General features: G+C 37.6%; 24 protein-coding genes, 3 rRNA genes and 1 other RNA gene. 1 reads left to right on the forward strand and 27 read right to left on the reverse strand.

Annotation, left to right across the window (positions count from 1 at the left end; all coding sequences use genetic code 11):
- Positions 1–34: 34 nt before the first annotated feature.
- The 9 genes from spoVG to metG all read right to left on the reverse strand — a co-directional run bounded on the left by spoVG (position 35) and on the right by metG (position 7,391).
- A complete protein-coding gene (gene spoVG, locus HT586_RS12030; RefSeq protein WP_203545880.1) occupies positions 35–418 on the reverse strand; it encodes a septation regulator SpoVG in 384 nt (127 codons plus the stop codon).
- Between the two features lie 36 nt (positions 419–454).
- A complete protein-coding gene (locus HT586_RS12035; RefSeq protein WP_096077822.1) occupies positions 455–832 on the reverse strand; it encodes a RidA family protein in 378 nt (125 codons plus the stop codon).
- Between the two features lie 15 nt (positions 833–847).
- Positions 848–1,675, reverse strand: a complete 828-nt coding sequence (gene purR, locus HT586_RS12040) for a pur operon repressor (RefSeq protein ID WP_096077821.1) — start codon at positions 1,673–1,675, stop codon at positions 848–850.
- A gap of 61 nt (positions 1,676–1,736) precedes the next feature.
- Positions 1,737–2,588 (reverse strand): 4-(cytidine 5'-diphospho)-2-C-methyl-D-erythritol kinase, encoded by an 852-nt coding sequence (ispE, locus tag HT586_RS12045; protein ID WP_096077820.1) that lies wholly within the window; start codon positions 2,586–2,588, stop codon positions 1,737–1,739.
- 121 nt (positions 2,589–2,709) lie between these two features.
- Positions 2,710–2,973, reverse strand: a complete 264-nt coding sequence (veg, locus tag HT586_RS12050; protein WP_096077819.1) for a biofilm formation stimulator Veg — start codon at positions 2,971–2,973, stop codon at positions 2,710–2,712.
- Between the two features lie 98 nt (positions 2,974–3,071).
- Positions 3,072–3,962 (reverse strand): 16S rRNA (adenine(1518)-N(6)/adenine(1519)-N(6))-dimethyltransferase RsmA, encoded by an 891-nt coding sequence (rsmA, locus tag HT586_RS12055; RefSeq protein ID WP_096077818.1) that lies wholly within the window; start codon positions 3,960–3,962, stop codon positions 3,072–3,074.
- Positions 3,949–4,512 carry a ribonuclease M5 gene (gene rnmV / locus HT586_RS12060; RefSeq protein ID WP_133355167.1) on the reverse strand — a complete coding sequence of 188 codons (564 nt, stop codon included), beginning with the start codon at positions 4,510–4,512 and terminating at the stop codon, positions 3,949–3,951. The genes rsmA and rnmV overlap by 14 nt, the downstream gene beginning before the upstream one ends.
- 111 nt (positions 4,513–4,623) lie before the next feature.
- Entirely contained in the window at positions 4,624–5,397 is a 774-nt protein-coding gene (locus HT586_RS12065; RefSeq protein WP_188018807.1) for a TatD family hydrolase, read from the reverse strand.
- 20 nt (positions 5,398–5,417) lie between these two features.
- Positions 5,418–7,391 carry a methionine--tRNA ligase gene (metG, locus tag HT586_RS12070; protein WP_203545881.1) on the reverse strand — a complete coding sequence of 658 codons (1,974 nt, stop codon included), beginning with the start codon at positions 7,389–7,391 and terminating at the stop codon, positions 5,418–5,420.
- A 303-nt stretch (positions 7,392–7,694) separates the two neighbouring features.
- On the opposite strand from metG, the gene abrB reads away from it, so the two are divergent.
- Positions 7,695–7,970 (forward strand): transition state genes transcriptional regulator AbrB, encoded by a 276-nt coding sequence (gene abrB, locus HT586_RS12075; RefSeq protein WP_096077814.1) that lies wholly within the window; start codon positions 7,695–7,697, stop codon positions 7,968–7,970.
- Positions 7,971–8,014: 44 nt separating this feature from the next.
- On the opposite strand, the gene rsmI is transcribed toward abrB, so the two are convergent.
- The 18 genes from rsmI to ffs all read right to left on the reverse strand — a co-directional run bounded on the left by rsmI (position 8,015) and on the right by ffs (position 25,596).
- Entirely contained in the window at positions 8,015–8,854 is an 840-nt protein-coding gene (gene rsmI, locus HT586_RS12080) for a 16S rRNA (cytidine(1402)-2'-O)-methyltransferase (RefSeq protein ID WP_096077813.1), read from the reverse strand.
- Positions 8,851–9,105, reverse strand: coding sequence for a GIY-YIG nuclease family protein (locus HT586_RS12085; protein ID WP_133355163.1), 255 nt, complete (start codon positions 9,103–9,105; stop codon positions 8,851–8,853). The genes rsmI and HT586_RS12085 overlap by 4 nt, the downstream gene beginning before the upstream one ends.
- Positions 9,098–9,826: a tRNA1(Val) (adenine(37)-N6)-methyltransferase gene (locus HT586_RS12090; RefSeq protein ID WP_203545882.1), complete on the reverse strand. Its 729-nt coding sequence runs from the start codon at positions 9,824–9,826 to the stop codon at positions 9,098–9,100. The genes HT586_RS12085 and HT586_RS12090 overlap by 8 nt, the downstream gene beginning before the upstream one ends.
- Positions 9,827–9,863: 37 nt before the next feature.
- The gene (gene yabA, locus HT586_RS12095; protein WP_111717435.1) at positions 9,864–10,196 is read right to left on the reverse strand and encodes a DNA replication initiation control protein YabA; all 333 of its coding nucleotides are present in this window, start codon (positions 10,194–10,196) and stop codon (positions 9,864–9,866) included.
- A 10-nt stretch (positions 10,197–10,206) separates the two neighbouring features.
- Positions 10,207–11,007 (reverse strand): PSP1 domain-containing protein, encoded by an 801-nt coding sequence (locus tag HT586_RS12100; protein WP_096077809.1) that lies wholly within the window; start codon positions 11,005–11,007, stop codon positions 10,207–10,209.
- Positions 11,007–11,927 carry a DNA polymerase III subunit delta' gene (locus HT586_RS12105; RefSeq protein ID WP_203545883.1) on the reverse strand — a complete coding sequence of 307 codons (921 nt, stop codon included), beginning with the start codon at positions 11,925–11,927 and terminating at the stop codon, positions 11,007–11,009. Before HT586_RS12105 ends, HT586_RS12100 begins: the two co-directional genes overlap by 1 nt.
- 48 nt (positions 11,928–11,975) lie before the next feature.
- Positions 11,976–12,305, reverse strand: coding sequence for a cyclic-di-AMP receptor (locus HT586_RS12110; protein ID WP_111747034.1), 330 nt, complete (start codon positions 12,303–12,305; stop codon positions 11,976–11,978).
- A 34-nt stretch (positions 12,306–12,339) separates the two neighbouring features.
- Positions 12,340–12,954, reverse strand: coding sequence for a dTMP kinase (tmk, locus tag HT586_RS12115; protein ID WP_203545884.1), 615 nt, complete (start codon positions 12,952–12,954; stop codon positions 12,340–12,342).
- 9 nt (positions 12,955–12,963) lie between these two features.
- A complete protein-coding gene (locus HT586_RS12120) occupies positions 12,964–14,316 on the reverse strand; it encodes an Orn/Lys/Arg family decarboxylase (RefSeq protein ID WP_203545885.1) in 1,353 nt (450 codons plus the stop codon).
- Between the two features lie 195 nt (positions 14,317–14,511).
- Positions 14,512–14,626, reverse strand: a 5S ribosomal RNA gene (gene rrf, locus HT586_RS12125).
- 93 nt (positions 14,627–14,719) lie between these two features.
- Positions 14,720–17,644: ribosomal RNA gene (locus HT586_RS12130) — 23S ribosomal RNA — on the reverse strand.
- Positions 17,645–17,886: 242 nt separating this feature from the next.
- A 16S ribosomal RNA gene (locus HT586_RS12135) occupies positions 17,887–19,440 on the reverse strand.
- The 16S, 23S and 5S rRNA genes sit together here, the layout of an rRNA operon.
- A 321-nt stretch (positions 19,441–19,761) precedes the next feature.
- Positions 19,762–20,613 carry a patatin-like phospholipase family protein gene (locus HT586_RS12140; RefSeq protein WP_096077804.1) on the reverse strand — a complete coding sequence of 284 codons (852 nt, stop codon included), beginning with the start codon at positions 20,611–20,613 and terminating at the stop codon, positions 19,762–19,764.
- Between the two features lie 103 nt (positions 20,614–20,716).
- Positions 20,717–21,313 carry a recombination mediator RecR gene (recR, locus tag HT586_RS12145; protein WP_099581592.1) on the reverse strand — a complete coding sequence of 199 codons (597 nt, stop codon included), beginning with the start codon at positions 21,311–21,313 and terminating at the stop codon, positions 20,717–20,719.
- Between the two features lies 1 nt (position 21,314).
- Positions 21,315–21,635 (reverse strand): YbaB/EbfC family nucleoid-associated protein, encoded by a 321-nt coding sequence (locus HT586_RS12150; RefSeq protein WP_096077802.1) that lies wholly within the window; start codon positions 21,633–21,635, stop codon positions 21,315–21,317.
- 18 nt (positions 21,636–21,653) lie between these two features.
- Positions 21,654–23,315, reverse strand: coding sequence for a DNA polymerase III subunit gamma/tau (gene dnaX, locus HT586_RS12155; RefSeq protein ID WP_203545886.1), 1,662 nt, complete (start codon positions 23,313–23,315; stop codon positions 21,654–21,656).
- A 118-nt stretch (positions 23,316–23,433) separates the two neighbouring features.
- Complete coding sequence (locus HT586_RS12160) at positions 23,434–25,146, reverse strand: immunoglobulin-like domain-containing protein (protein WP_203545887.1); 1,713 nt, start codon at positions 25,144–25,146, stop codon at positions 23,434–23,436.
- 184 nt (positions 25,147–25,330) lie between these two features.
- An RNA gene (ffs, locus tag HT586_RS12165) (signal recognition particle sRNA large type) lies at positions 25,331–25,596 on the reverse strand.
- Positions 25,597–25,604 lie beyond the last annotated feature (8 nt).

Here is a 25,604-nt window from a genome sequence, read left to right on the forward strand (position 1 = left end):
TTATCAGACACGCTTAAACACTATTTCATTTCAATTATTTTAAATCTTCTTCAACTGTCGTTTGTGAATCAGATTCTACTAAATTAGGTGCTGCTTCACTTGTAGCATCTTCAGCAGTATCCACATCGTTATTATTATTCTTTCCTAACTCACTTGGATCAATCGCTTCAGTTTCGTCATATACTTTCATGACTGCAGCCTGAATTTCTTGACGCATCTCGCTATTGATTGGGTGGGCGATGTCACGGAATTCGCCATCTGCAGTACGTTTACTCGGCATTGCCACGAATAATCCGTTGTTCCCTTCAATAACGCGTAAATCATGAATGACAAATGCCTCATCCAGCGTGATTGATACCAATGCTTTCATTCTACTGTCTGTAGCTAATTTTCTCATTCTAACATCTGTGACTTTCATCTTAGATAGCCTCCTAATAAAATGTAAGTTAAAAATCTACTTAACTTTTAGAGCTACCGCTTCGATTTCAACTTTCACATCTTTAGGAAGACGACTCACTTCAACACAACTTCTTGCAGGAAGGTGCTCATTGAAATATTCGCCATACACTTCGTTGATGATTGGGAAGTCATTCATATCACTAATAAAAATCATTGTTTTTACTACTGAATTTAAATTCGATCCACTTTCTTCTAATACAGCTGATAAGTTTTCTAATACTTGCTTCGTTTGCTCTGCAACGTCATCACCTATTACTTCACCATCTATAGTCAGTGGAATTTGACCACTTGTATAAACCATATTGTTAACTACAACAGCGTGGCTGTATGGTCCAATTGCTGCTGGCGCATTTTTTGAAAAAATAGATTTCATGATGATATCTCCTTTTTATTTAGAAAATTTTTCTAAGCAATTACCTTTCTCAACTGTAAAAGATTGATTATATTCATCTACGTCGGATAATTTCACTAAAGAGGTATAGTCTTGAATCAAGCGATTTTTAACTTCTTTTGATTCTACTAAGACTGTTACCCCTTTAACAGTGGCTTTAAACTCATTCATTAAATTCATAACACCTGTAATTGATCCACCTGCACGCATAAAATCATCTACGATTAAAACTTTTGAGCCTTCAGGTAATGTCCTTTTTGATAATACCATTGTTTCAATTTTTCGTGAAGAACCTGAAACATAATTTATCGAAACCGTTGATCCTTCTGTGACCTTATTGTCTTTACGAATTACAACAACTGGCAGATTAAGTATACTTGCAACTGCGTTTGCTAATGAAATACCTTTCGTTGCAATCGTTACGACAGCATCTAACTCTTCATCCATATACATCGTTGCAATGAGCTTTCCAACTTGATTTAATAGACTTGGTGTCCCTACAACATCAGACATGAAAAGATAGCCACCTGGTAGCAATCGTTCTTTCTCCTGCAGCATTTCACACAACTGAGAAATCAATTGATCTGCCTCTTTATAAAACATCTTATGTTTGAACGTTACACCACCACTTGCTCCTGCAGTAGTCGTGATTGTTCCGATTTCTTCTTTGATAAATGTATCTTTAATGATTTGTACATCTTCGCTAATCGAAGATTTTGCCTGCCCGAATTTATCTACGAAATACGTCAATGGCACAAGCTCATTAGGATGACTCAACAAGTAACTTGTCATATAAACGATTCTTTCACTTCTTTTAAACTTCATTAAAATCCCTCTTTGCGCATATTATACGTTAAATATACCATAAATGTTCGGGAATTTATATTCATCCTAACATGCGCACCATATATACTTCTTTGCAGCAACCTTTAAGTGCATTGACAACACTCTTTGCCTGCCGTTCTTTCGCTGCTAATCCGTAAACTGTCGGACCGCTACCACTCATCATCGCTATATCTGCGCCAGCTTTCATCATCGTGTCTTTTAATGTCTGTATAATCGGATGCATCTCTATCGTAACCGCTTCTAAACGATTTCCCAAATGGCGTATCATCTCGTTATAATCGCCATTCTCAATTGCTTCAGCACAAGCCTTACTATCAATTTTTGCGTGAGGTTTCGATAAGTCAAGTGCGGTATACACTTCTTGTGTAGAAACGCTAATATCAGGTTTCGCTAAGATGACCCAGCAAGCAGGTGGTTTCGGTAAATGTTTCAACTGCTCACCACGACCTGTGCAAAGACTCGTCTTACCATGCACACAGAATGAAATATCTGAACCGATTTCAGCTGCATGTTCTGCCAATGTATCAAGCGATAAACCTAACTCAAACAATCTATTCATACCGCGAAATGTCGCTGCTGCATCACTAGATCCACCCGCAAGCCCTGCTGCTATTGGAATCGTCTTATCCAACGTAATGGTAACACCAGAGTCTAGATTATAACGCTCCATCATAATCTTCGCTGCTTTATATGCTAAATTACGATTATCATTGGGCACGTACAGGTGCTCCACTTTTAATACGATTTGCTTGTCTTTACGCTTTTCTAAAGTTAATCGATCATATAAATCCACCGTTGTCATAATCATCTCTACTTCATGATATCCATCTTCTCGTTTATATAAAGTGTCTAATGTCAAATTGATTTTTGCTGATGCATTTTCATAAATCATAATAATTCCTCACTCATAGTATTTAATATTATATTATTTTATCACAACTCACGTTATACCTTTTCATGAAATGCAAAATAAAAAAATTAAAACCTATTCCATATGGAATAGGTTTTAATTTTTATTGAACAAGAAATTCTTCCTGCTGATCATTTACAAATGTTACTTGCACGTTTTCTGTCAATACGTCGGTATATGTATATGACACACGTTCAAAATTATGTTTATCTTGGTCTAATTCAACCACGAAAACTGATGGATAAGTTTCTTTAAGCACACCACGGCGCTCAATTAACTTTTTACGTCCTCCATTAGCTCTTAGTACAATCTGATTTCCTAACTGACAATCAAGAATTTTTTTGATGTCTACTAATGTTTTTGGCATAGAAACCCACCTCACTATGCCTTAAATTATAACACTTTGCATATAAATAGTCAATAAAATTTTTAATTTTATCAATTTAAATTACACTTGTCAATATTTTATATCACTATTTGTGGGTAATTTTTCATATTATTTGCAAGTCGTGCAAATTCTTCGAGCGATAAACTTTCTCCTCTGCGACTAGGAGCGATGTTGCTTTCCTCTAACCATGCGATAATGTCGTCTTTATATTCCTTGCTATTTGGGAATAGACTCATATAGTTGTTTAATATCGTCTTTCTGCGTTGTACAAAAGCTCCGCGCGTTAACTTAAAATATATCTTTTCGTCATCAATTTTTACACGTGGTTCAGGTAAAGTCGTTAGTTTCACCACTAAAGAATCCACGTTTGGTGGTGGCATAAATACACCTTTAGGTACAATCATCACACGTTTTACATCTGTATAATACTGAATAGCAATCGATAAAGAGCCGTAAGCTTTCGTTGATGGCACAGCAGTTAAACGCTCACCCACTTCTTTTTGCATCATTACAACATAACTATTAATCGGTAGATGCTGCTCTAGAAGTCCCATTAGAATAGGTGTCGTAATATAATAGGGTAAGTTAGCTACAACAAAAATCTCATCACAGTCTGATAAATGATTATCAATCGCTTCCTTAACGTTCGCTTTTAGTATGTCTTCATTTATTACCGTTACATTTTCATAAGGACTTAACGTATCTCCTAAAATCGGAATCAGACGTTGATCGATTTCAAACGCAAGTACATGCTTCGCTTTACGTGCTAATTGTTCCGTTAAAGAACCCATACCCGGACCAATCTCAATAACACCACAAGTCTCATCTATACCTGCGGCATCAATAATATTACGAATCACGTTGGGATCTACTAAAAAGTTCTGTCCTAAACTCTTCTTAAATTTAAATCCATATTTACTTAACAGTTCTTTCGTACGCGTAGGTGTTGCAATATCATTTATTTCCATTAGGACTCTCCTTATATTCTAAATTCAAAGCATCTAACACATCCGCTTCAGTAATGCCAAATGCATTTAATCTATGAAATAATTGCTTACCATTACAATAACCGATTCTTAAATGTCTGCACAAATCTTTACGCTTCGTCGCTGCATGTGGTCCCATAATCAATCCTAAATCCACGAGTAACGCTTTTGACACCGTTTCTGAATCATGTTCAAAGGGTGATGACACGCTTAATAATGCATCACGAATTGCTTCAACCGGTGCATGCTCAATACCAACTTTACCACGCTTATTACGTGCAATAGCTGCATCTATAAATGCATGTTTAACAGTAGGTACTCGCTGTTCAATTGTTTTTCTAATCTTATTTCCTGGGTAATCAGGATCCGTTAACACAATGACACCACGCACTTCAGCAGCATGTTGTATCGCTTCAATTGTCTCATCATTGATGGCAGAACCATTCGTTTCAATCGTATCGCACTCAACTGCCATCTTCACTCGCGTCGTATCATCCTTACCTTCTACGACAATAATTTCATTTATTTTCATATCAATCTTTCCTTTTTACTTATCTATATACAATATTACAATTATACTTGTTATTTTAAAAATGGATAGAATTATTTATAGTAAAAAATAAGCAGAGACAAATGTCCCTACTTATTTTCCTAATCCACCAAACAGCTGTTCTGCATTTTTCGTGGTTTGTTCCGCAACTTCTTCATAAGCAATTCCTCTAAGCGCTGCGATTTCTTCGGCTACAAGTTTCACATGCATCGGTTCATTACGTTTACCACGATACGGATGTGGTGTTAAATATGGCGCGTCTGTTTCAACAATAAGTTTATCAAGTGGTACATGTTTTGCTACTGCTTTCGGTTGCTTCGCATTTTTAAATGTTACAGGCCCTCCTAAAGAGATGATAAAGTTTAATTTCAATACTTCATCACATGTTTCAGGGCTACCACTAAAGCTGTGCATTACGCCTCCAACTTCTTGTGCATTTTCTGACTTTAAGATTTCAATAACATCCGCTGTCGCTTCACGATTGTGAATAACGATCGGTAAATTCACTTCTTTTGCCAGCTGAATTTGACGTTTAAACACTTTTTTTTGAATATCTTTAGGTGATTTATCCCAATGATAATCTAATCCCATCTCACCAATCGCTACGATTTTAGGATGCTTAGACAGTTCTTTAATCCAATCGTAATATTCCTCCGTGAAATCAATTGCATCGACTGGATGCCAACCGATTACACCATATACAAATTCGTATTGATCAATGAGCTTCATCGTGCGTTCAATTGTTACTTCATCAAATCCAACGACGATCATGCGATCTATCCCGTTTTCTCGCGCTCTATCTATAACTTCCTGTAAATCTTCTTCGTACTGATCTGCGTTTAAATGAACGTGTGTATCAATTAACACCATATCACTCCTCGTTGATATTATTTTACGATTGAGCCGTTCTCAATTGCATTTGGTACGCTGACTAATGTTAATGCACCATCTTTTTCCGCCGAAAGAATCATACCTTCAGATTTTTCTCCACGTAATTCAACTGGTTTTAAGTTTGTCACTACAATAACTTTCTTACCAATAATGTCTTCTGGTTTATAGAATTCAGCGATACCAGAAACGATTTGGCGTTGTTCGTTACCTAAATCTACCTGGATTTTTAATAATTTTTTCGCTTTTTTTATGTAATCCGCATCAATAATCGTCGCTGTCTTCAATTCTACTTCATTAAATGTATCAATTGTAATTTCCGGCTTAGCGGGTACTTCTTCTATTTCCTCTTCTGCTGGTGCTGGCGGTTGCATCGTACTCTTAATAAATTCTACTTCAGCTGCTGTATCTAAACGTGGGAAGATTGGTGTTGCTTTCTCAACCACTTTTAAGTCTTTAATCTTACCGTATTCTTCAAGACTCGCAAATTCAAATAATGTTGGATCCTGAATATTTAATTGATTAAAGATTTTTGTCGGTGCTTCTGTTAAGAATGGGCGTAATAATACACTCGCAAAACGAATATTCTCAACTAAGTGATACATTACGCTTTCTAATAATTCTTTTTGTGTTTCATCTTTGATTAAAATCCACGGTGTTGTTTCATCGATATATTTATTTGTTCTTGAAATCAGCTTCCATACTTCTTGTAACGCTACTGAATATTGTAAGTTCTCCATAGCAGCATCGTATTTCGCTTTCGTTTCAAGTGCTAACGCTTCAATTTCAGCATCTACTTCATGCATTTGACCTTTGTAGCCAGAAAGATTGCCATCAAAATATTTATTGATCATCGCAATCGTACGGTTAACTAAGTTACCTAAGTCATTTGCAAGGTCAAAGTTTGTACGATCAACGAAAGCTTCAGGCGTAAACACTCCATCTGAACCAAATGGTAACTCACGCATTAAGTAGTAACGCACTGCGTCTAAACCGTAACGATCAATTAGGATATGCGGATCTACCACATTCCCTTTTGACTTACTCATCTTACCGTCTTTCATTAATATCCATCCGTGAGCAAATACTTTCTTCGGTAATGGTAAATCTAAAGCCATGAGTAAAACTGGCCAGATAATTGTATGGAAACGAACAATTTCTTTCGCCATAATGTGGACATCAGCTGGCCAGTATTTCTTAAATTCTGTATCATCTTCTGAAAGGTAACCTAAAGCAGAGATATAGTTTGTTAATGCATCAATCCAAACATATACAACATGTTTCGGATTAGACGGAACTTTTATCCCCCAGTCAAAAGATGTACGAGAAACAGCTAAATCTTCTAACCCTGGTTTAATAAAGTTATTTAACATTTCATTTTTTCGAGAAACAGGTTGAATGAAATCAGGATGTTCTTCATAATATCGTACTAAACGATCAGCATATTTACTCAATCTAAAGAAATAACTTTCTTCTTTCACAAGTTGAACCGGGTGTCCTGAATCCGGACTTTTCCCTCCAACGATTTTATCGCCTTCCATAATAGGATCAACAAGTTGCGTTTCAGTGTAGAATGTTTCGTCTGGCACTGAATACCATCCTTCATATTCACCTAAATAAATATCATCTTGTGCTAATAATTTTTCGAATACTTTTTCGACAACAAGTTTATGACGCGTTTCAGTCGTTCTAATAAAATCATCGTTTGAAATATCAAGCTTTTTCCATAATGCCTGAATGTCTTTAATGATTTCATCTAAATATTCTATTTCAGATTTACCGGCAGCAAGTGCTTTCTCCTGAATCTTTTGGCCATGTTCATCTGTACCTGTTAAATACTTAACATCGTAACCTTGCATTCTTTTGTAACGCGCGATAGCGTCACCTGCTACTGTTGAATATGCATGTCCAATATGTAATTTACCGCTTGGATAGTATATAGGCGTTGTTATATAAAAAGTATCGTTCGTCATGTTCGTCCTCCTAGTGCTATTTATCCTTTAAATATACAGAAGTTTTCGTTATTTTTCAATATGACTAATCTTTACAATTCGACAAGTAAAATTATTAATGTATTGTAAAATCAAGTAAACTTTTCAAAATCTGAATATTACATAACATTACTAAAGCATTACAAATAAAGATTTTGATGATATATCGTTGACAATGTAAAAATACGGTAGTACACTCTTATTAAGACAAATGTCGAAAACCCTTATTAACTTTGTCGAATTTACTAAAATTACTACAAAAACAATTTTTGGAGGAAATATATTATGAAATCTACTGGTATCGTAAGAAAAGTTGACGAATTAGGACGTGTAGTTATTCCAATCGAATTACGTCGTATTTTAGACATCGCTGAAAAAGACGCTTTAGAAATCTATACTGATGCAGATAAAATTATCTTAAAAAAATATAAACCAAGCATGACTTGTGCTGTAACTGGTGATGTTTCAGAAGATAACTATTTATTAGCAGGTGGTAAATTAGTATTATCTAAAGAAGGCGTTGAACAAATCTTAAAAGAGATTGAATCAAAAGAAAAATAAGATATAAAAATAAAAAGGTTCTAATCCAAATGGATTCGAACCTTTTATTTTGTATCTACATGATACATTTGATAAACTTCATTTTTCTTCATATCTCTATCCAAAGCAACTTGTTTAATCGCCTCTTTATTTCGTAATCCTTCTTTAACATAGTGATTGACGTGATCTTCCACTGTCATTTCTGACCACCAGTTCACATTATTTTCTCCTGTGCTGCCTTCAATTACAATAACAAATTCACCCTTAAGATTTATATCTTTATCCAGACGTTCTAATAGATGCATCACGGAATCAGTTTCAACTTGCTCAAACTTCTTAGTCAGTTCACGTGCAATAGATATTTTACGCGTACTGTCTATTTTTGCAATCACTTCTAATGTATGTTTCACGCGAAACGGAGATTCATATATAATCACTGTATGTGGTAAAGCCATAAGCGATACGAGTCGCTCTTTCTTTTCACTATCTTTGCGTGGTAAAAAACCCTCAAATAAAAATGAATAAGAGCTAATACCACTTGTCATTAAAGCTGTAAGTGCGGCATTAGCACCTGGCACTGTTTCAACTTTAATACCTTTCTCACGCGCTACAACGACGAGTTCGTATCCAGGATCACTTATAAGGGGAAGTCCTGCATCAGAAACTAATGCGATATGATTTCCTTCTAACAATAAATCGATAATATAATCTGTCACCTGATCTTTATTATGTTCATGGTAGCTTTTTAATGGTGTATCAATCTCATAATGCATAACGAGTTTTTTAGTCACTCTTGTGTCTTCACATAAAATGATATCCGCTTCTTTTAACATTCTTACCGCTCTAAATGTAATATCTTCTAAATTGCCGATTGGTGTACCTACTAAATATAAGATACCGCTCATAAGGTACCTCCCTGTATTAATTTAATCTTTTGTGAACGTGTTAATTGCTTAATCGCATACTCTCTTTGCATTGCTGCACTTTTCGTTTCAAAACTTTCTTCGTATACGCGTTTCACCGGTAATCTTACTCTTGTATACTTTGCACCTTTGCCTTCGTTATGGGTATGGAGTCTTTTCTCCAGATCATTTGTATAGCCTGTATACAGTGTACCATCACTACATTCTAATATATAAATATAATGATTACCCATAATATACCTCATTCATCGATTTAGAATAAGTACCATCCGTATGATAGATATAAAATGGCGGCATAACTTTCACGTCTGGTTTACCACCTTTTATACCAACGACAACAACTGTAATCGCAGTGGGTTTATTAGGAGATGAATAGATAGGATAAATAACTTTAGGTTCAATACCAACTGTTCTCATATCAGAAAGCACATCAATCAACCGATCAGCACGTTGAACAACAACCATTTTTCCTCCTTGCTTCAGTAAATGATTTGCAGACTGGACGCAATCTAAAAATGTACAAAGCACTTCAGTTCTGGCGATGCGATGAGCTTCCTTCAAATGCTGATACTCCTGATTCGCTCTAAAGTAGGGAGGATTACATGTTACAACATCAAATTGACTGGGTATAAAATTTTGTTTCACGCACTTTATGTCCATCTGGTACATACAAATCTGTTCTTCCAGTTTGTTATATTGAACAGATCGTTTTGCCATATCTACAAGTTGCGGCTGAATTTCGATTGCTTCTATTGGCATATTTGTACGATGAGATAATAATAAAGGAATAATGCCATTCCCTGAACAAATATCTATCACTTTGTCTTTTTTCTTTAACGGCGTAAGATGTGCAAGTAGCAGTGCATCAGTTGAAAAAGAAAATACATCATCATTTTGAATGATGGATAAATTTTCTTTAATTAATTGATCAAATCTTTCATTTTCTAACAACATCATAATTCCTCCAATAAAAAAAGGCTTACGCCTCTTTTTATTCTTTATCAGATAGTAAGCTTAAGCAAAAAATACAGTCACCGCCACCACGGTGTTTGCCAAATAAATCAGTCGGACAAATATGAAAACCTTCAGCATAAAGCATCGCTAAATTATCTTTACTTTGAAGTACTTTATTATTCTTTTTAGGTTCCTCTTCTTCTTTAGGTACCTGAATAAAGCGTTGCAGATTATCATTTTCTAACTTTAATGCAACATTTTCTTCGACTAAAGCAACTGTCAGTTCTTTTAATGTTTCATAACTATCATTTATATTATTGATTTGTTTCTCCAGCTTAGTTAAAGCATTGAATAATTCATCGCGGTTCATTATAAACCTCCTAAACTTGTACCTCGTCGATATGATAAAGGATTGGTGTTTCCATACTCTTTAATTTTACTTGCATCGTCACATCTAATATATTTAAACCAATAACACGACCAGGTCCTTCAGGTGTTTGAATTTCTTCCCCAATATCAGGTAGTCTTCTTCTTGTTTCTTCGTAATAATCATTTTCGTATTTCAAACAACACATTAAACGACCACATGCACCTGAAATTTTAGTAGGATTTAATGATAAATTCTGATCTTTTGCCATTTTTATCGACACGGGTTCAAAATCACCTAAATAAGTTGCACAGCATAAACTACGACCGCAAGGACCAATGCCGCCTAGAATCTTCGCTTCATCTCTTACACCGATTTGACGTAATTCAATGCGTGTTTTTAGGTCATACGCTAAACTTTTAACTAACTCGCGAAAATCCACACGCTCATTAGCAGTAAAGTTAAAAATAATCTTTGCTTTATCTAAAGTATAAGTTGCATTTACTAAGCGCATATCGAGTTCATGATTTTTCACGTGTTGTTTACACAGCTCTAATGCACGATCAGCATCTAACATATTTTGTTCATACTTTAAGATATCATTTTCTGTTGCTTTACGACTGATCATTGGTACCGGCATAACTACGTCTTCAAGCGGCACTTCTTTATTTGGAATAATAACACGGGCAAGTTCCACACCACGCTTTTTATTATCAATTACTACTAATTCATTGACTGAGAATTGTTCATCACCAGGTTGATAATATTCTGTCTTACCTGATTTCTGAAATTTCACGCCTATTATTTCTATCATTATTTCACCTCATTGAGCATTTGAATCGCTAAAGCTTCATACACTAATGTTATATTAACATATTGTAGCAAATACTGTTTTGCAGTAAGTGTATGATCTATCATTGCTAGACATTTATCAATAGTTAGAAGATTTGCCTGCTGTTGAATATGTTCTTTCATTTCAGGATAACTTACTACATTATCTCCGATGAGTACATACATCAAATCTTGTAGATACAATTGAATCATATCTATTCCAATTAATTGTTTCTCTCGCGAATCGAGTGTATCCAAAATGTTGACAATTTGAATTAATCCCATTGTATCACTGTTTAGTAAAGTTTGGCACCACTTAATTATTACACCCTTCAAATCATTAAATTGATGTGTCTCATACCATTCTACAGCTTCTTCTTTACTTAGGTTAAGGGCATTCATCGTAGCCAGAACAGATTTTGGAATATCCAGATCACTATGCTTTGTTAAATCATCTTCACTAGCTTGTATAAAGATATGCTGACATCTTGAATGGATGGTCGGTAAGATGGATTTTGGTGCAGTTGTTACTAATATTGCTACAGTATTTGCAGGTGGTTCCTCTAAAAATTTTAATATACTATTTTCACCTTGCACCGTTACTTTATCAAAATCCATAATAATATAGACTTTATGTGTTCCTTCAATCGGTTTTTGATTCATACGATGTAACAAATCTTCTATTAACTCTTTTTTTATCGTAGCTTCACTTGTTTCTACAAGGATGAAATCTGCGTGATTTAAATTCTGAACGCGACTTTGACATGTATCATTATTACTACAAAGTATTTGTGTCGCGAAACGCATTGCTTCATCTTTTAACTGGCCTCTATTCTGCCCATCAAACAAATAAGCATGACTTAATTTATTATTATCGATAAGATGCTGCAGTTGCTTAAGCATTCAATCTACTCCTTTATATAATCAAAAAGCTGCACAAGGCAGCTAATGTTAGAACTGATGAAATTGTTCAATTGGCATTACGAAGACTGTTGCGCCACCAACTTCGACTTCTACAGGATATGGGATATAAGCATCCGCATTTCCACCCATTGGTGTTACTGGTGTAACAACTTGTTCTCGATTACCACAAGTACTATTGATTAAAGTTAATAGTTCATTTACGCGTTCGTCTTCTACACCACAAAGAAACGTCGTATTACCAGCTCTTAAAAAACCGCCAGTAGAAGCGAGTTTTGTTGTTCTAAAATTATTTTTAGTAAGTACATCAGACAGACTTTGGCTATCCTGGTCCTGTACAATTGCAATTATCATTTTCATTTAAAACACCTCTTGTCATTAATTATATCACAAACTATTTAATGCTCTTATTAATTGCATCTAAACAATCATTAACTACCTCCAAAAGAGGTTGCGAAGCATCAATCAATTTAATTCTGTCAGGATGTAAACGAAATAATTCATCATATCCTTTTACAACACGCTTATGAAAGTCAATCTGTTCTTTGTCCAATCGGTTTGTTTCACGTGAATTATCTTTAATACGTAATAATCCTATTTCAGGTTCAACACGTAAATATAACGTTAAATCCGGATATTTACCTTCAATTGCAAATTCATTGATCGCACGAATTTCGTCAACCCCGATGCCACGCGCATAACCTTGGTAGGCTAATGAACTATCAATAAAACGGTCACACAATACGATTTTACCCATTTGAAGTGCTGGTAATACTTTTTCTACAAGATGTTGTCTACGGCTTGCAGCAAATAATAATGCCTCTGTTCGATAATCCATTGCACTCGCATCATCTAAAATAATATTACGGATATCTTCACTAATTTTTATACCACCCGGTTCCCTTGTCGTAACGACTTCGAACTTATCGCTTAATTCTTTCGTTAATGCTTTAATAACTGTACTTTTACCCGAACCTTCCGGACCTTCAATTGTAATAAAATAACTCATTATTAACTCCTACTTCCACACACGAATTTTATTATCATAGATGCCATGTACTTTGCCACCATTAGAAATAAATGAAATTACATGTTGAACATGTTCCTCTGAAATCACTTCTCCCTCTAATATATATGGAATACCAGGAGGATAAGGAATAATATGTTCTGCACATATACGACCTATGCTGTCATCTAAATCTATAGTGATAATATTGTTTGAAGTCTGGGCAATATAGATCCCATCTAATTGATTATATAACATCTCACTTTTTACTTCATTTATAACTCTGTTACTATCTAATTTTATATTATTTATTCTATCAATCAATAACTCAAATAAATAACGATCATCCTCATGCCATAATGGTAATACACATAATACAAACTTTTCATTACTCAACTCAGTAAATATACCGTATTTCTCTAATAATTGCGCTAATTCTATACCACTATAACACTCGTGCATCAACAATAACTTCAGTGGATCAGCTGCTTCTATAACATCAAAGACTTTCCGCAGTGCTTTTAATAATGTCGTTCTACGCTTAAAAAATAATCTATCTTTATACTGCTTATAAAAGGTATCTGCTTGTTCTAAACCTAACATTAGCATATACGAAGGACTAGAAGATTGTAATATCGAAAGTAAATGAATTATCTGGTGTTTTATATCTTCAGAAATAGCATGATTTATATGAATAACTGAACTCATTGTAAATGCAGGTAATGTCTTATGATAAGACTGTACTACGAAATCAGCTGCGTAATTTAATGTACTTACAGGAAAATGTTCTGAAATATCGAAATGAGCGCCATGCGCTTCATCAATTAATACAGGAATATGATAACGATGAAAATACTCAATTGCCGCTTTAATATCATATGTTTCACCAAAGTAATTAGGATATGTTAATACCGCTAATTTAATATGAGACAACGTACCTTTATCAATGGCTCCTATATCAATTCCATTATACTCTTTTGTAGTATCTGAAACATTTGTCGGTAAAATATATGCGCTACCTCTTCCCATTGCAATCGCATTATAAATTGATTTGTGCGCATTTCTCATAATAGCAACACTCGGAACTTCACCAGCTTCTATAAAAGAAAGAATCACTGACAGTAAACCGACAGTTGTACCGTTTACTAAAAATCGTGAATCATACCCTTCTTTATTAATCCATAATTGACTATTCTTTATAATACCTTCAGGATGGTGATAATCATCCATACCTGAAATTTCTGTAACATCGTATTTTAATTCTAAATTATCAAGATGTCCTATCGTTTGATAATGGTGACCAGGAACATGCAGTGAAATTGGAATTTGTTTAAAATGTTCAATCATAGCATTATACATTTTCATAGAAGGAACTCCTTTATTTTTACGAATCATTTCTATAAGTTAAACATTTTCATTACTTCCATCTATTATTGTACCAACATTTTTAAAACTAAGTATCTAATAATAAAAACACTTAAAAAAATGCAAAAAAAAGAGACCTTAACAGGTCACTCGTTTGCGGCTCATCGCATCCATTTAAGGTATTACTATAAATCTGCCCGGCAACGTCCTACTCTCGCGGATCGTAAGACCAACTACCATCGGCGCTAGAGAGCTTAACTTCTGTGTTCGGTATGGGAACAGGTGTGACCTCTCTGCCATCGTCACCAGACAAAGTATATTAAAGGTATTGTACCTTCAAAACTAGATAAACTTAAGAAGAAATATGATGTACCAAACATCACCGTGCAAAAAATCTATAAAATTGATTAAGTCTTCGATCGATTAGTATTCGTCAGCTCCATACATTACTGTACTTCCACCTCGAACCTATTAACCTCATCATCTTTGAGGGATCTTATAACCGAAGTTGGGAAATCTCATCTTGAGGGGGGCTTCATGCTTAGATGCTTTCAGCACTTATCCCGTCCATACATAGCTACCCAGCTATGCCGCTGGCGCGACAACTGGTACACCAGAGGTATGTCCATCCCGGTCCTCTCGTACTAAGGACAGCTCCTCTCAAATTTCCTACGCCCACGACGGATAGGGACCGAACTGTCTCACGACGTTCTGAACCCAGCTCGCGTACCGCTTTAATGGGCGAACAGCCCAACCCTTGGGACCGACTACAGCCCCAGGATGCGATGAGCCGACATCGAGGTGCCAAACCTCCCCGTCGATGTGAACTCTTGGGGGAGATAAGCCTGTTATCCCCGGGGTAGCTTTTATCCGTTGAGCGATGGCCCTTCCATGCGGAACCACCGGATCACTAAGTCCGTCTTTCGACCCTGCTCGACTTGTAGGTCTTGCAGTCAAGCTCCCTTGTGCCTTTACACTCTGCGAATGATTTCCAACCATTCTGAGGGAACCTTTGAGCGCCTCCGTTACTCTTTAGGAGGCGACCGCCCCAGTCAAACTGCCCGCCTGACACTGTCTCCCACCACGATAAGTGGTGCGGGTTAGAAAGTCAACACAGCCAGGGTAGTATCCCACCAACGCCTCCACGTAAGCTGACGCTCACGCTTCAAAGGCTCCTACCTATCCTGTACAAGCTGTGCCGAATTTCAATATCAGGCTGCAGTAAAGCTCCACGGGGTCTTTCCGTCCTGTCGCGGGTAACCTGCATCTTCACAGGTACTATGATTTCACCGAGTCTCTCGTTGAGACAGTGCCCAAATCGTTACGCCTTTCGTGCGGGTCGGAACTTACCCGACAAGGAATTTCGCTACCTTAGGACCGTTATAGTTACGGCCGCCGTTTACTGGGGCTTCAATTCGTAGCTTCGCTAATGCTAACCACTCCTTTTAACCTTCCAGCACCGGGCAGGCGTCAGCCCCTATACGTCACCTTACGGTTTTGCAGAGACCTGTGTTTTTGATAAACAGTCGCTTGGGCCTATTCACTGCGGCTCTTCAAGGCTTGCACCCTAAAAAGCACCCCTTCTCCCGAAGTTACGGGGTCATTTTGCCGAGTTCCTTAACGAGAGTTCGCTCGCTCACCTTAGAATTCTCATCTTGACTACCTGTGTCGGTTTGCGGTACGGGCACCTAATTTCTAACTAGAGGCTTTTCTTGGCAGTGTGAAATCAACGACTTCGCTACTATAATTTCGCTCCCCATCACACCTTGACCTTAAGAGTACCGGATTTGCCTAATACTCAGTCTCAGTGCTTGGACGTACATAACCAACAGTACGCTTCGCCTATCCTACTGCGTCCCCCCATCGTTCAAACAATCTTAGGTGGTACAGGAATATCTACCTGTTATCCATCGCCTACGCCATTCGGCCTCGGCTTAGGTCCCGACTAACCCAGAGCGGACGAGCCTTCCTCTGGAAACCTTAGTCAATCGGTGGACGGGATTCTCACCCGTCTTTCGCTACTCACACCGGCATTCTCACTTCTAAGCGCTCCACATGTCCTTGCGATCATGCTTCGACGCTGCTTAGAACGCTCTCCTACCATTGTCCATAGGACAATCCACAGCTTCGGTAATATGTTTAGCCCCGGTACATTTTCGGCGCAGCGTCACTCGACTAGTGAGCTATTACGCACTCTTTAAATGATGGCTGCTTCTAAGCCAACATCCTAGTTGTCTGGGCAACGCCACATCCTTTTCCACTTAACATATATTTTGGGACCTTAGCTGGTGGTCTGGGCTGTTTCCCTCTCGACTACGGACCTTATCACCCGCAGTCTGACTCCCGTGTTAAATTATTTGGCATTCGGAGTTTGTCTGAATTCGGTAACCCGAGGGGGGCCCCTAGTCCAAACAGTGCTCTACCTCCAATAATCATCACACGAGGCTAGCCCTAAAGCTATTTCGGAGAGAACCAGCTATCTCCAGGTTCGATTGGAATTTCTCCGCTACCCACACCTCATCCGCTCACTTTTCAACGTAAGTCGGTTCGGTCCTCCATTCAGTGTTACCTGAACTTCAACCTGGACATGGGTAGATCACCTGGTTTCGGGTCTACGACCTGATACTCATTCGCCCTATTCAGACTCGCTTTCGCTACGGCTCCACATATACTGCTTAACCTTGCATCAAATCGTAACTCGCCGGTTCATTCTACAAAAGGCACGCCATCACCCATTAACGGGCTCTGACTACTTGTAAGCACACGGTTTCAGGTTCTATTTCACTCCCCTTCCGGGGTGCTTTTCACCTTTCCCTCACGGTACTGGTTCACTATCGGTCACTAGAGAGTATTTAGCCTTGGGAGATGGTCCTCCCGGATTCCGACGGAATTCCACGTGTTCCGCCGTACTCAGGATCCACTCAGGAGAGAACAACTTTTCGACTACAGGGCCTTTACCTTCTATGGCTGACTTTTCCAAAGTCATTCGTCTAAACTGTTCCTTTGTAACTCCGTATTGAGTGTCCTACAACCCCAGAGAGCAAGCTCTCTGGTTTGGGCTCTTCCCGTTTCGCTCGCCGCTACTAAGGGAATCGAGTTTTCTTTCTCTTCCTCCGGGTACTTAGATGTTTCAGTTCTCCGGGTGTGCCTTCTCATATACTATGTATTCATATATGGATAACATGACATAACTCATGCTGGGTTTCCCCATTCGGAAATCTCTGGATCAAAGCTTACTTACAGCTCCCCAAAGCATATCGTCGTTAGTAACGTCCTTCTTCGGCTTCTAGTGCCAAGGCATCCACCGTGCGCCCTTAATAACTTAATCTGTTATTAATAATTGTGATGTCTGCATAAATGCAGACGCGCGATTTTTTTAAGAATTCAAAAATGAACTCACTCGGTTTTGCTTGGTAAAATCTTTTATTTCTTCTTACTTTATCTAGTTTTCAAAGTACAATTAGAATGACTTACTGGACCGAAGGTCCGATAAACATTCAAAACTGAATACAATATGTCAATGTTAATCCCTATCAGACTTAGAAGTCTGATTTCCGTAATTATCCTTAGAAAGGAGGTGATCCAGCCGCACCTTCCGATACGGCTACCTTGTTACGACTTCACCCCAATCATCTGTCCCACCTTCGACGGCTAGCTCCTAAAAGGTTACTCCACCGGCTTCGGGTGTTACAAACTCTCGTGGTGTGACGGGCGGTGTGTACAAGACCCGGGAACGTATTCACCGTAGCATGCTGATCTACGATTACTAGCGATTCCAGCTTCATGTAGTCGAGTTGCAGACTACAATCCGAACTGAGAATGGTTTTATGGGATTTGCTTGACCTCGCGGTTTTGCTGCCCTTTGTACCATCCATTGTAGCACGTGTGTAGCCCAAATCATAAGGGGCATGATGATTTGACGTCATCCCCACCTTCCTCCGGTTTGTCACCGGCAGTCTCTCTAGAGTGCCCAACTTAATGATGGCAACTAAAGATAAGGGTTGCGCTCGTTGCGGGACTTAACCCAACATCTCACGACACGAGCTGACGACAACCATGCACCACCTGTCACTTTGTCCCCCGAAGGGGAAAGCTCTATCTCTAGAGTTGTCAAAGGATGTCAAGATTTGGTAAGGTTCTTCGCGTTGCTTCGAATTAAACCACATGCTCCACCGCTTGTGCGGGTCCCCGTCAATTCCTTTGAGTTTCAGTCTTGCGACCGTACTCCCCAGGCGGAGTGCTTAATGCGTTAGCTGCAGCACTGAGGGGCGGAAACCCCCCAACACTTAGCACTCATCGTTTACGGCGTGGACTACCAGGGTATCTAATCCTGTTTGATCCCCACGCTTTCGCACCTCAGCGTCAGTTACAGACCAGAGAGCCGCCTTCGCCACTGGTGTTCCTCCATATCTCTGCGCATTTCACCGCTACACATGGAATTCCACTCTCCTCTTCTGTACTCAAGTCTCCCAGTTTCCAATGACCCTCCCCGGTTGAGCCGGGGGCTTTCACATCAGACTTAAGAGACCGCCTACGCGCGCTTTACGCCCAATAATTCCGGATAACGCTTGCCACCTACGTATTACCGCGGCTGCTGGCACGTAGTTAGCCGTGGCTTTCTGGTAAGGTACCGTCAAGGTACGTTCAGTTACTAACGTACTTGTTCTTCCCTTACAACAGAGTTTTACGATCCGAAAACCTTCTTCACTCACGCGGCGTTGCTCCGTCAGACTTTCGTCCATTGCGGAAGATTCCCTACTGCTGCCTCCCGTAGGAGTCTGGGCCGTGTCTCAGTCCCAGTGTGGCCGATCACCCTCTCAGGTCGGCTATGTATCGTTGCCTTGGTGAGCCGTTACCTCACCAACTAGCTAATACACCGCAGGTCCATCTATAAGTGACAGCAGAACCGTCTTTCACTATTGCTTCATGCGAAGCTAAATATTATCCGGTATTAGCTCCGGTTTCCCGAAGTTATCCCAGTCTTATAGGTAGGTTACCCACGTGTTACTCACCCGTCCGCCGCTAAAATCGAGAGGTGCAAGCACCTCTGTCAATTCGCTCGACTTGCATGTATTAGGCACGCCGCCAGCGTTCATCCTGAGCCAGGATCAAACTCTCCATAATAGTTTGTTTGATAATGCTCTTTGATTGCTTATGGCAATCACTCTTGGGAGTGAACTAAGTTCACTCAAATTATTGGAATTAACGTTGACATATTGTCATTCAGTTTTCAATGTTCATTGTGTTTGTCTTTCTGCCTCACAAGATTTAATTATACTCTCTTGTGTTTTGAAAGTCAACAACTTTTTTAAAAAGTTTTTTGTTGTCTTTCGAAGTGCTTGCCCCGTATGAGTTATCTCTACCGGACAAGATATAACTATACAGGGTTTCAAACACTATAACAAGCATAAAAATTACACTTTTGCTGCTTTTTTTAAACTTTTTTTAATTTTCTTTTGTATAAAGCCATTCTTTTATCTTCGGCAGTTGTTCTAAAGCATCTTGATAACCTAAATCATACATTGCTGAAAGCTTATCTCGATTCTTTTCCATACGATCAACTTTTAAATCTTTAGATGGACGAATAACAATTGCATGACCATTCTTTTCCTGGTTATCGACATATTGCAGTGTTTCATTATAAACTGCAGGACGTTTTTGCATCGCTTCATCTACTTTCTTATAACCTTTCACTTTAAAGTATTTAGAAAGTCGACTCGAACGTTTTACATATCCTTTCGGTCTAGTAAGTACAACCACATTGTTAATCATGCCATCACGTTGTGCTTTTCTTAAAGGTATTGGATCTGTAACACCACCATCTAATAACTTCTTACCATCGTATTCTACGATGGGTGCCATTAACGGTAATGAACTTGATGCACGCAGAATCGTCATTAAGTCTTTCTTTAAATATGCTTTATTAAAGTATTCCGTTTCTCCCGTTTCACAGTTTGTGCACGCAATGACATATTCGCCTTTATATTGAAGAAAGTCTTCCATATTAAACGGTACATGCTCTCTTGGAATTTCATCAAAGATAAAATCCATTCCAAACATCTCTTTATTCTTTATATAGTTAGAAAGAGATAAGTAACGCTTATCATCTAAAAATTCTAAAGATACTTTCTTATTTCTTCCTTTCTGTTTTGAAAGATAAGACGCTGCCATATTCCCACCTGCCGAAACACCAATTACATAATTAAATTGAATATCATGTTCTAAAAAACAATCTAATACTCCCGCGGTATATATCCCTCTCATACCGCCACCTTCTAATACTAATCCAGTTGTCATTTTATTCACCTCATTTCACATAATTATAGCAACTATTTTTAATACTTTCATATTATTCGTTTATAAAAATGACCTCAAAACAATTCGCTTTGAGGTCATTTCGTTATATCTCTGTTCTACCAGATATCGCTTTAGATAAAGTTACTTCATCTGCATATTCTAAATCTCCACCAACAGGTAAACCATGTGCTAAACGCGTTGTTTTAATACCAATTGGTTTAACAAGTCTTGAGATATACATTGCAGTAGACTCACCTTCAATATTTGGGTTGGTTGCCAGAATTAATTCCGTTACTTCTTCATCTTTTAAACGCGTTAAAAGTGATGGAATATTAATATCTTCTGGGCCGACACCTTCCATCGGAGAAATTGCACCATGTAACACATGATACATTCCTTTATATTCGCGCATCTTTTCCATTGCAATAACATCTTTCGTCTCTTCAACAACACATATCATAGAACGATCACGTGTTGTATCACTACAAATGTAGCAAGGATCCGTATCAGTAATATGACCACAAACTGAACAATATGTCAGTTCACGTTTCACGTCTACTAATGCTTTCGCAAAATTCATCACGTCATCTTCTTTCATATCTAAAACATGAAAGGCAAGACGACTTGCAGTCTTCGGACCTATACCAGGCAACTTCATAAAACTATCAATAAGTTTCGATATTGGTGCAGGATAATGCATATTACATCATTCCTGGAATGTTTAATCCTTTAGTATGTTGTCCTAAACGTTGTGCAGTAACATCATCTGCTTTTGCTAATGCATCGTTTGTTGCAGCTAATACTAAGTCTTGTAACATTTCGATATCTTCTGGATCTACTACTTCTTCTTTAATGATGACATCTAATACTTCTTTATGTCCTGAAACAACAACAGTAACCATACCGCCACCTGCTGTCCCTTCAATTCTTTCTTCTTTTAACTTTTCTTGCTCTTCAGCCATTTTCTTTTGCATCTTTTGCATTTGTTTCATCATTTGTTGCATATTTCCGCCACCGCGCATATTCATTTCCTCCTAAGTTTAATCAATAATATTAATTGCATCTTCACCAAATAAATTTGCCGCTTCTGATACAATATCAACTTCTACAGGTTTCTCTTCCTGTTTTGGTTGTTTTCTATTCTCAATATAAGTATGTCGAACTTGTAGCCATTGAGAATCTGGTACTCCTACCATTTTAACTTGTTTTTTAATAATTGTGTATACTATTGCTTCAATCTGTTCTCTTTTTGCATCATCATTATTGACCATATCACAATGAATATCTTCACCAAATTTAATAAGCACATGTGTACTACTTGCTGCGACAGGCTCTGAATGTTTCAGCAAGCTCACTAATGAACGCTGCCCCTGTGATTCAACGTGAGCAAGCAGCTCTCCCCAATTACTCTTTAAGAAGTTTAAGTCCTCACGATTCGCATTATCAAGAACCGTTTCTATTTGACGCATTGAGAAAGCATTCTTGTTCTTCTTAGGCTCTTTCTTAGTTTTCTGAGGTGCTGATGCTTGAGTAGCACCTTGATTGATACGAGATTCTAAGGCATTGATACGCGCTTCAATATGACTTGTATCTACCACTGGTGCAGCAGCATTGCTTTGTACACTTTGCTGAGGTGCACCCGCTTCACTTTGTTTCACGAGCTCAGACAGTTTAACAATAAGTACTTCAAAATGTACGTTCGAATTGACAGAAAAACGCATCGCTACTAGTGTATCGTTAATCTTATCAATCATTTCATAAATTGTAGGTAATGCTAATGAATAAATCGCAGCATCGCCCTTTTGATCTGTCGCAAATTCCACAATAACATCTCGCAGAAAATAAATTAAATCATTGACCAGACGGGTAACTTCCTTACCATCCGCAAGTAATTGATGATACTGTCCAAAAGCACCTTTAACGTCATGCACAATCACTTTTTCCATGAGTGACATTAAATCATCACAGCCAACACTACCGGTTACATTTAAGACATGATTTAACGTTAACTTCGCTTCACCAAATGCGATTGCCTGATCTAAAATACTTAACGCATCACGCATACCACCTTCAGCACTCGTTGCGATAAACTCTAGTGCAGCATCTTCATATTCAATACCCTCCTTGTTACAGACAAATGCTAAGTGATCTTTAATATCAGGTAAAGCAATTGCTTTGAAGTCGAATCGCTGACAACGTGAAATAATTGTAGCTGGAATTTTGTGCGGTTCTGTTGTCGCAAGAATAAAGATGGCATGTGCAGGTGGTTCTTCTAACGTCTTTAACAACGCATTAAAAGCACCCGTAGTAAGCATATGCACTTCATCGATTATATACACTTTATATTTGGATTCACCCGGTGCATATTTGACTTTATCACGAATATTACGAATCTCATCTACACCATTGTTACTCGCCGCATCGATTTCTATTACGTCAGAATTCGTTCCATTTGTAATCGACACACAAGTAGGGCAATGATTACAAGGTTCACCCGTATCACTTTCCGTACAGTTAATCGCTTTAGCAAAAATCTTAGCGATACTCGTTTTCCCTGTACCACGTGGACCATTGAAAAGATAAGCATGAGAGATTTTATTTTTCTGAATTGCATTTTTTAAAGTTGTCGTAACATGCTTCTGCCCCACAACTTCTTCGAAAGACTGTGAACGAAACACACGATATAAAGCTTGATAACTCAAGTGAGTCCCCTCCAACAAAAATTAGTAATCTTATTATAACATTGAACGGAAAACCGTCCTATTAAAAGCACTAAAAAAAACTTGAGGAAAAACCTCAAGCTTTGAAAAATCTAAATTATTATTTCACAACGACATAACGCGTCTTTTTAGCAGTGTTACCTTTGCTGTCTGTCGCAGAGTAGTAAATTTTGTATTTACCTTTTTTACTTGGATTAACTTTACCTTTGTACGTTACTTTAACATATTTTTTATCTACATAGTCATAAGCTTTAATACCTTTAGTATAAGAGAATGTCTTTTTGCTGTAAGTTGTACTTTTAACACCAGAGATTACAGGCGCTGAGTCGACTACTGTTGCAGTGTTAGAAACATAAAGGAAGTTGCGTTCTTTACCTTTGTAATCTTTTAATCTGTGTCCATCTTTATCGTAAATAGCAAATTTAACAGTGTAGTTACCAGGTTTAGTAAATGTAACTTTGTTATCTACCACTGGTAATTTCTTTTTATTACCTACAGGCGTAACGCTCATTACTTTAATATTGAAGTCTTTATTATTCATTTGGATATTGCTTTTTGGATCTTCATATAATTCTACATATGTTGGTAAAGTATATTTTTGACCCGCTTTAAATTGATAGCCATTGAATGAAGACATACCAGGACCATCAACTACAACTGGTGCAGGTGGTGCTTCAGGTTTTTTAATATAGTTAATTTCTGCAGTTTGGTAGAAACTTTCTTTGTTGAATGTAAATTTAGAAGATGAATCTACAATATATCCTTCTTTTAAATAATAAGCTTTAATATCTTTTAATTGCTCGTCAGTTAATTTAGTCGTTACATCTGAGTAACGGTTATCATAACCAGTCTCTTGTAATACAGTGAATGAAGGAATCGCTGATTTAATAACTTGTCCATCACGTTTTAAAGTAAATGTCACTAAAGCTTCATCGAATTTATAACCAGGTGTTTGTTTTAAATCAATATTCGTAATTTCTTCTGCATTTGCAGGTACTTTATCAGGGTTATTAATTTCAAAACCTTGTGGTAAAGTTAATTGATATTTTTTTGTTAAGTCGCGTAAATCATAAACTTCAATATAGTCAGTACCTTTTTCAGCAGTAACTGTGCCAGTAGAAGTCAATTTACCTGTAGACTTAGGGAAATCAGTACGCCCGTCTAATGTTTTAAAGTTAATTGTTAATTTACCATTAGTTCCTGTTGATAATTTAATTACCTTAGGCGAATTAACAACTGTTTCACGTGCACTAACCAATGCATCTTTTGCTTTATTTAAATCTTCAACTTTAGAAGCAGGATCTCCATATACTTTAACTGCTTCTTTCTTCTTAGCTACATAATCTGCGACCAACTTAGTAGGTTTAGAATCTGTTGAAACTTTTACGTCAATTTCAGCATTCAATGCTTTTTTTGCATCAATCAAAGCTTTAGTATCTGCAGCTGATTTTGTTAAACGCGCAGTTCTTGTCTTTGTTTTTGCTTCTGACAACGTTTTATTTTCAGCTGTTAATTCTGATTCTGTTACATCTTTTTTTGCAATTAATGTTTCAGCAGCAGAGATTGCTTTTTCTAAACTTTGATAATTCGTATCCGATTCACCAAATGTATCTTTAGCTTTCAATAATTCTTCTTTTGCAGATATAATAGTCTTTGTTAAGCTTTCCTGAGCTGTTGGCGCTGGTGTTGCAGCTGGTGTTGCAGTTGGTGTCGCAGTATTTTTATTTTCAGCAGCACTCGCTACCCCAGTTAAAATTGTTGTCGATAAAAGTGCAGCTGCGATACTTGTAGAATATAACTTTGATACTTTCATTAAATTCGCCCCTTTTTCAATAATATTAATATCTACCTCATTATAATCAATTTAATACAAAATATCCATATTATTTACAAGCACTACACAATATTTACAATTATGATTAATTTTAATGAAATAAAAAAAACACGCCATATATGACGTGTCCATTTATATAAAGGTTATTAATTTATAATTAAAGCCGTGCACCTTTGCTTTGAATAACAAGCACAAGCGTTACCCGAGTCGACAGCTCAAAACCGGCTACCCCAGTCACATACAAAGTACCACTTAATGCTGCTTCCTTCCGGACCTGACATGATTCATGGGTTTATATTGGCTAGGACCGATCTCTCAACACTACGTATTCAGGTCAGACCTCACAACTTGTTACCCGAGGCAAAGGGATTAGGTCTTGCCTAAGCGGATTGCAAGTACAGGGAACCGCTACCTCCCCACTTAGCACGGTAATATTT

The sequence above is a fragment of the Macrococcoides bohemicum genome (assembly GCF_016865215.1).
Classification (GTDB): domain Bacteria; phylum Bacillota; class Bacilli; order Staphylococcales; family Staphylococcaceae; genus Macrococcoides; species Macrococcoides bohemicum.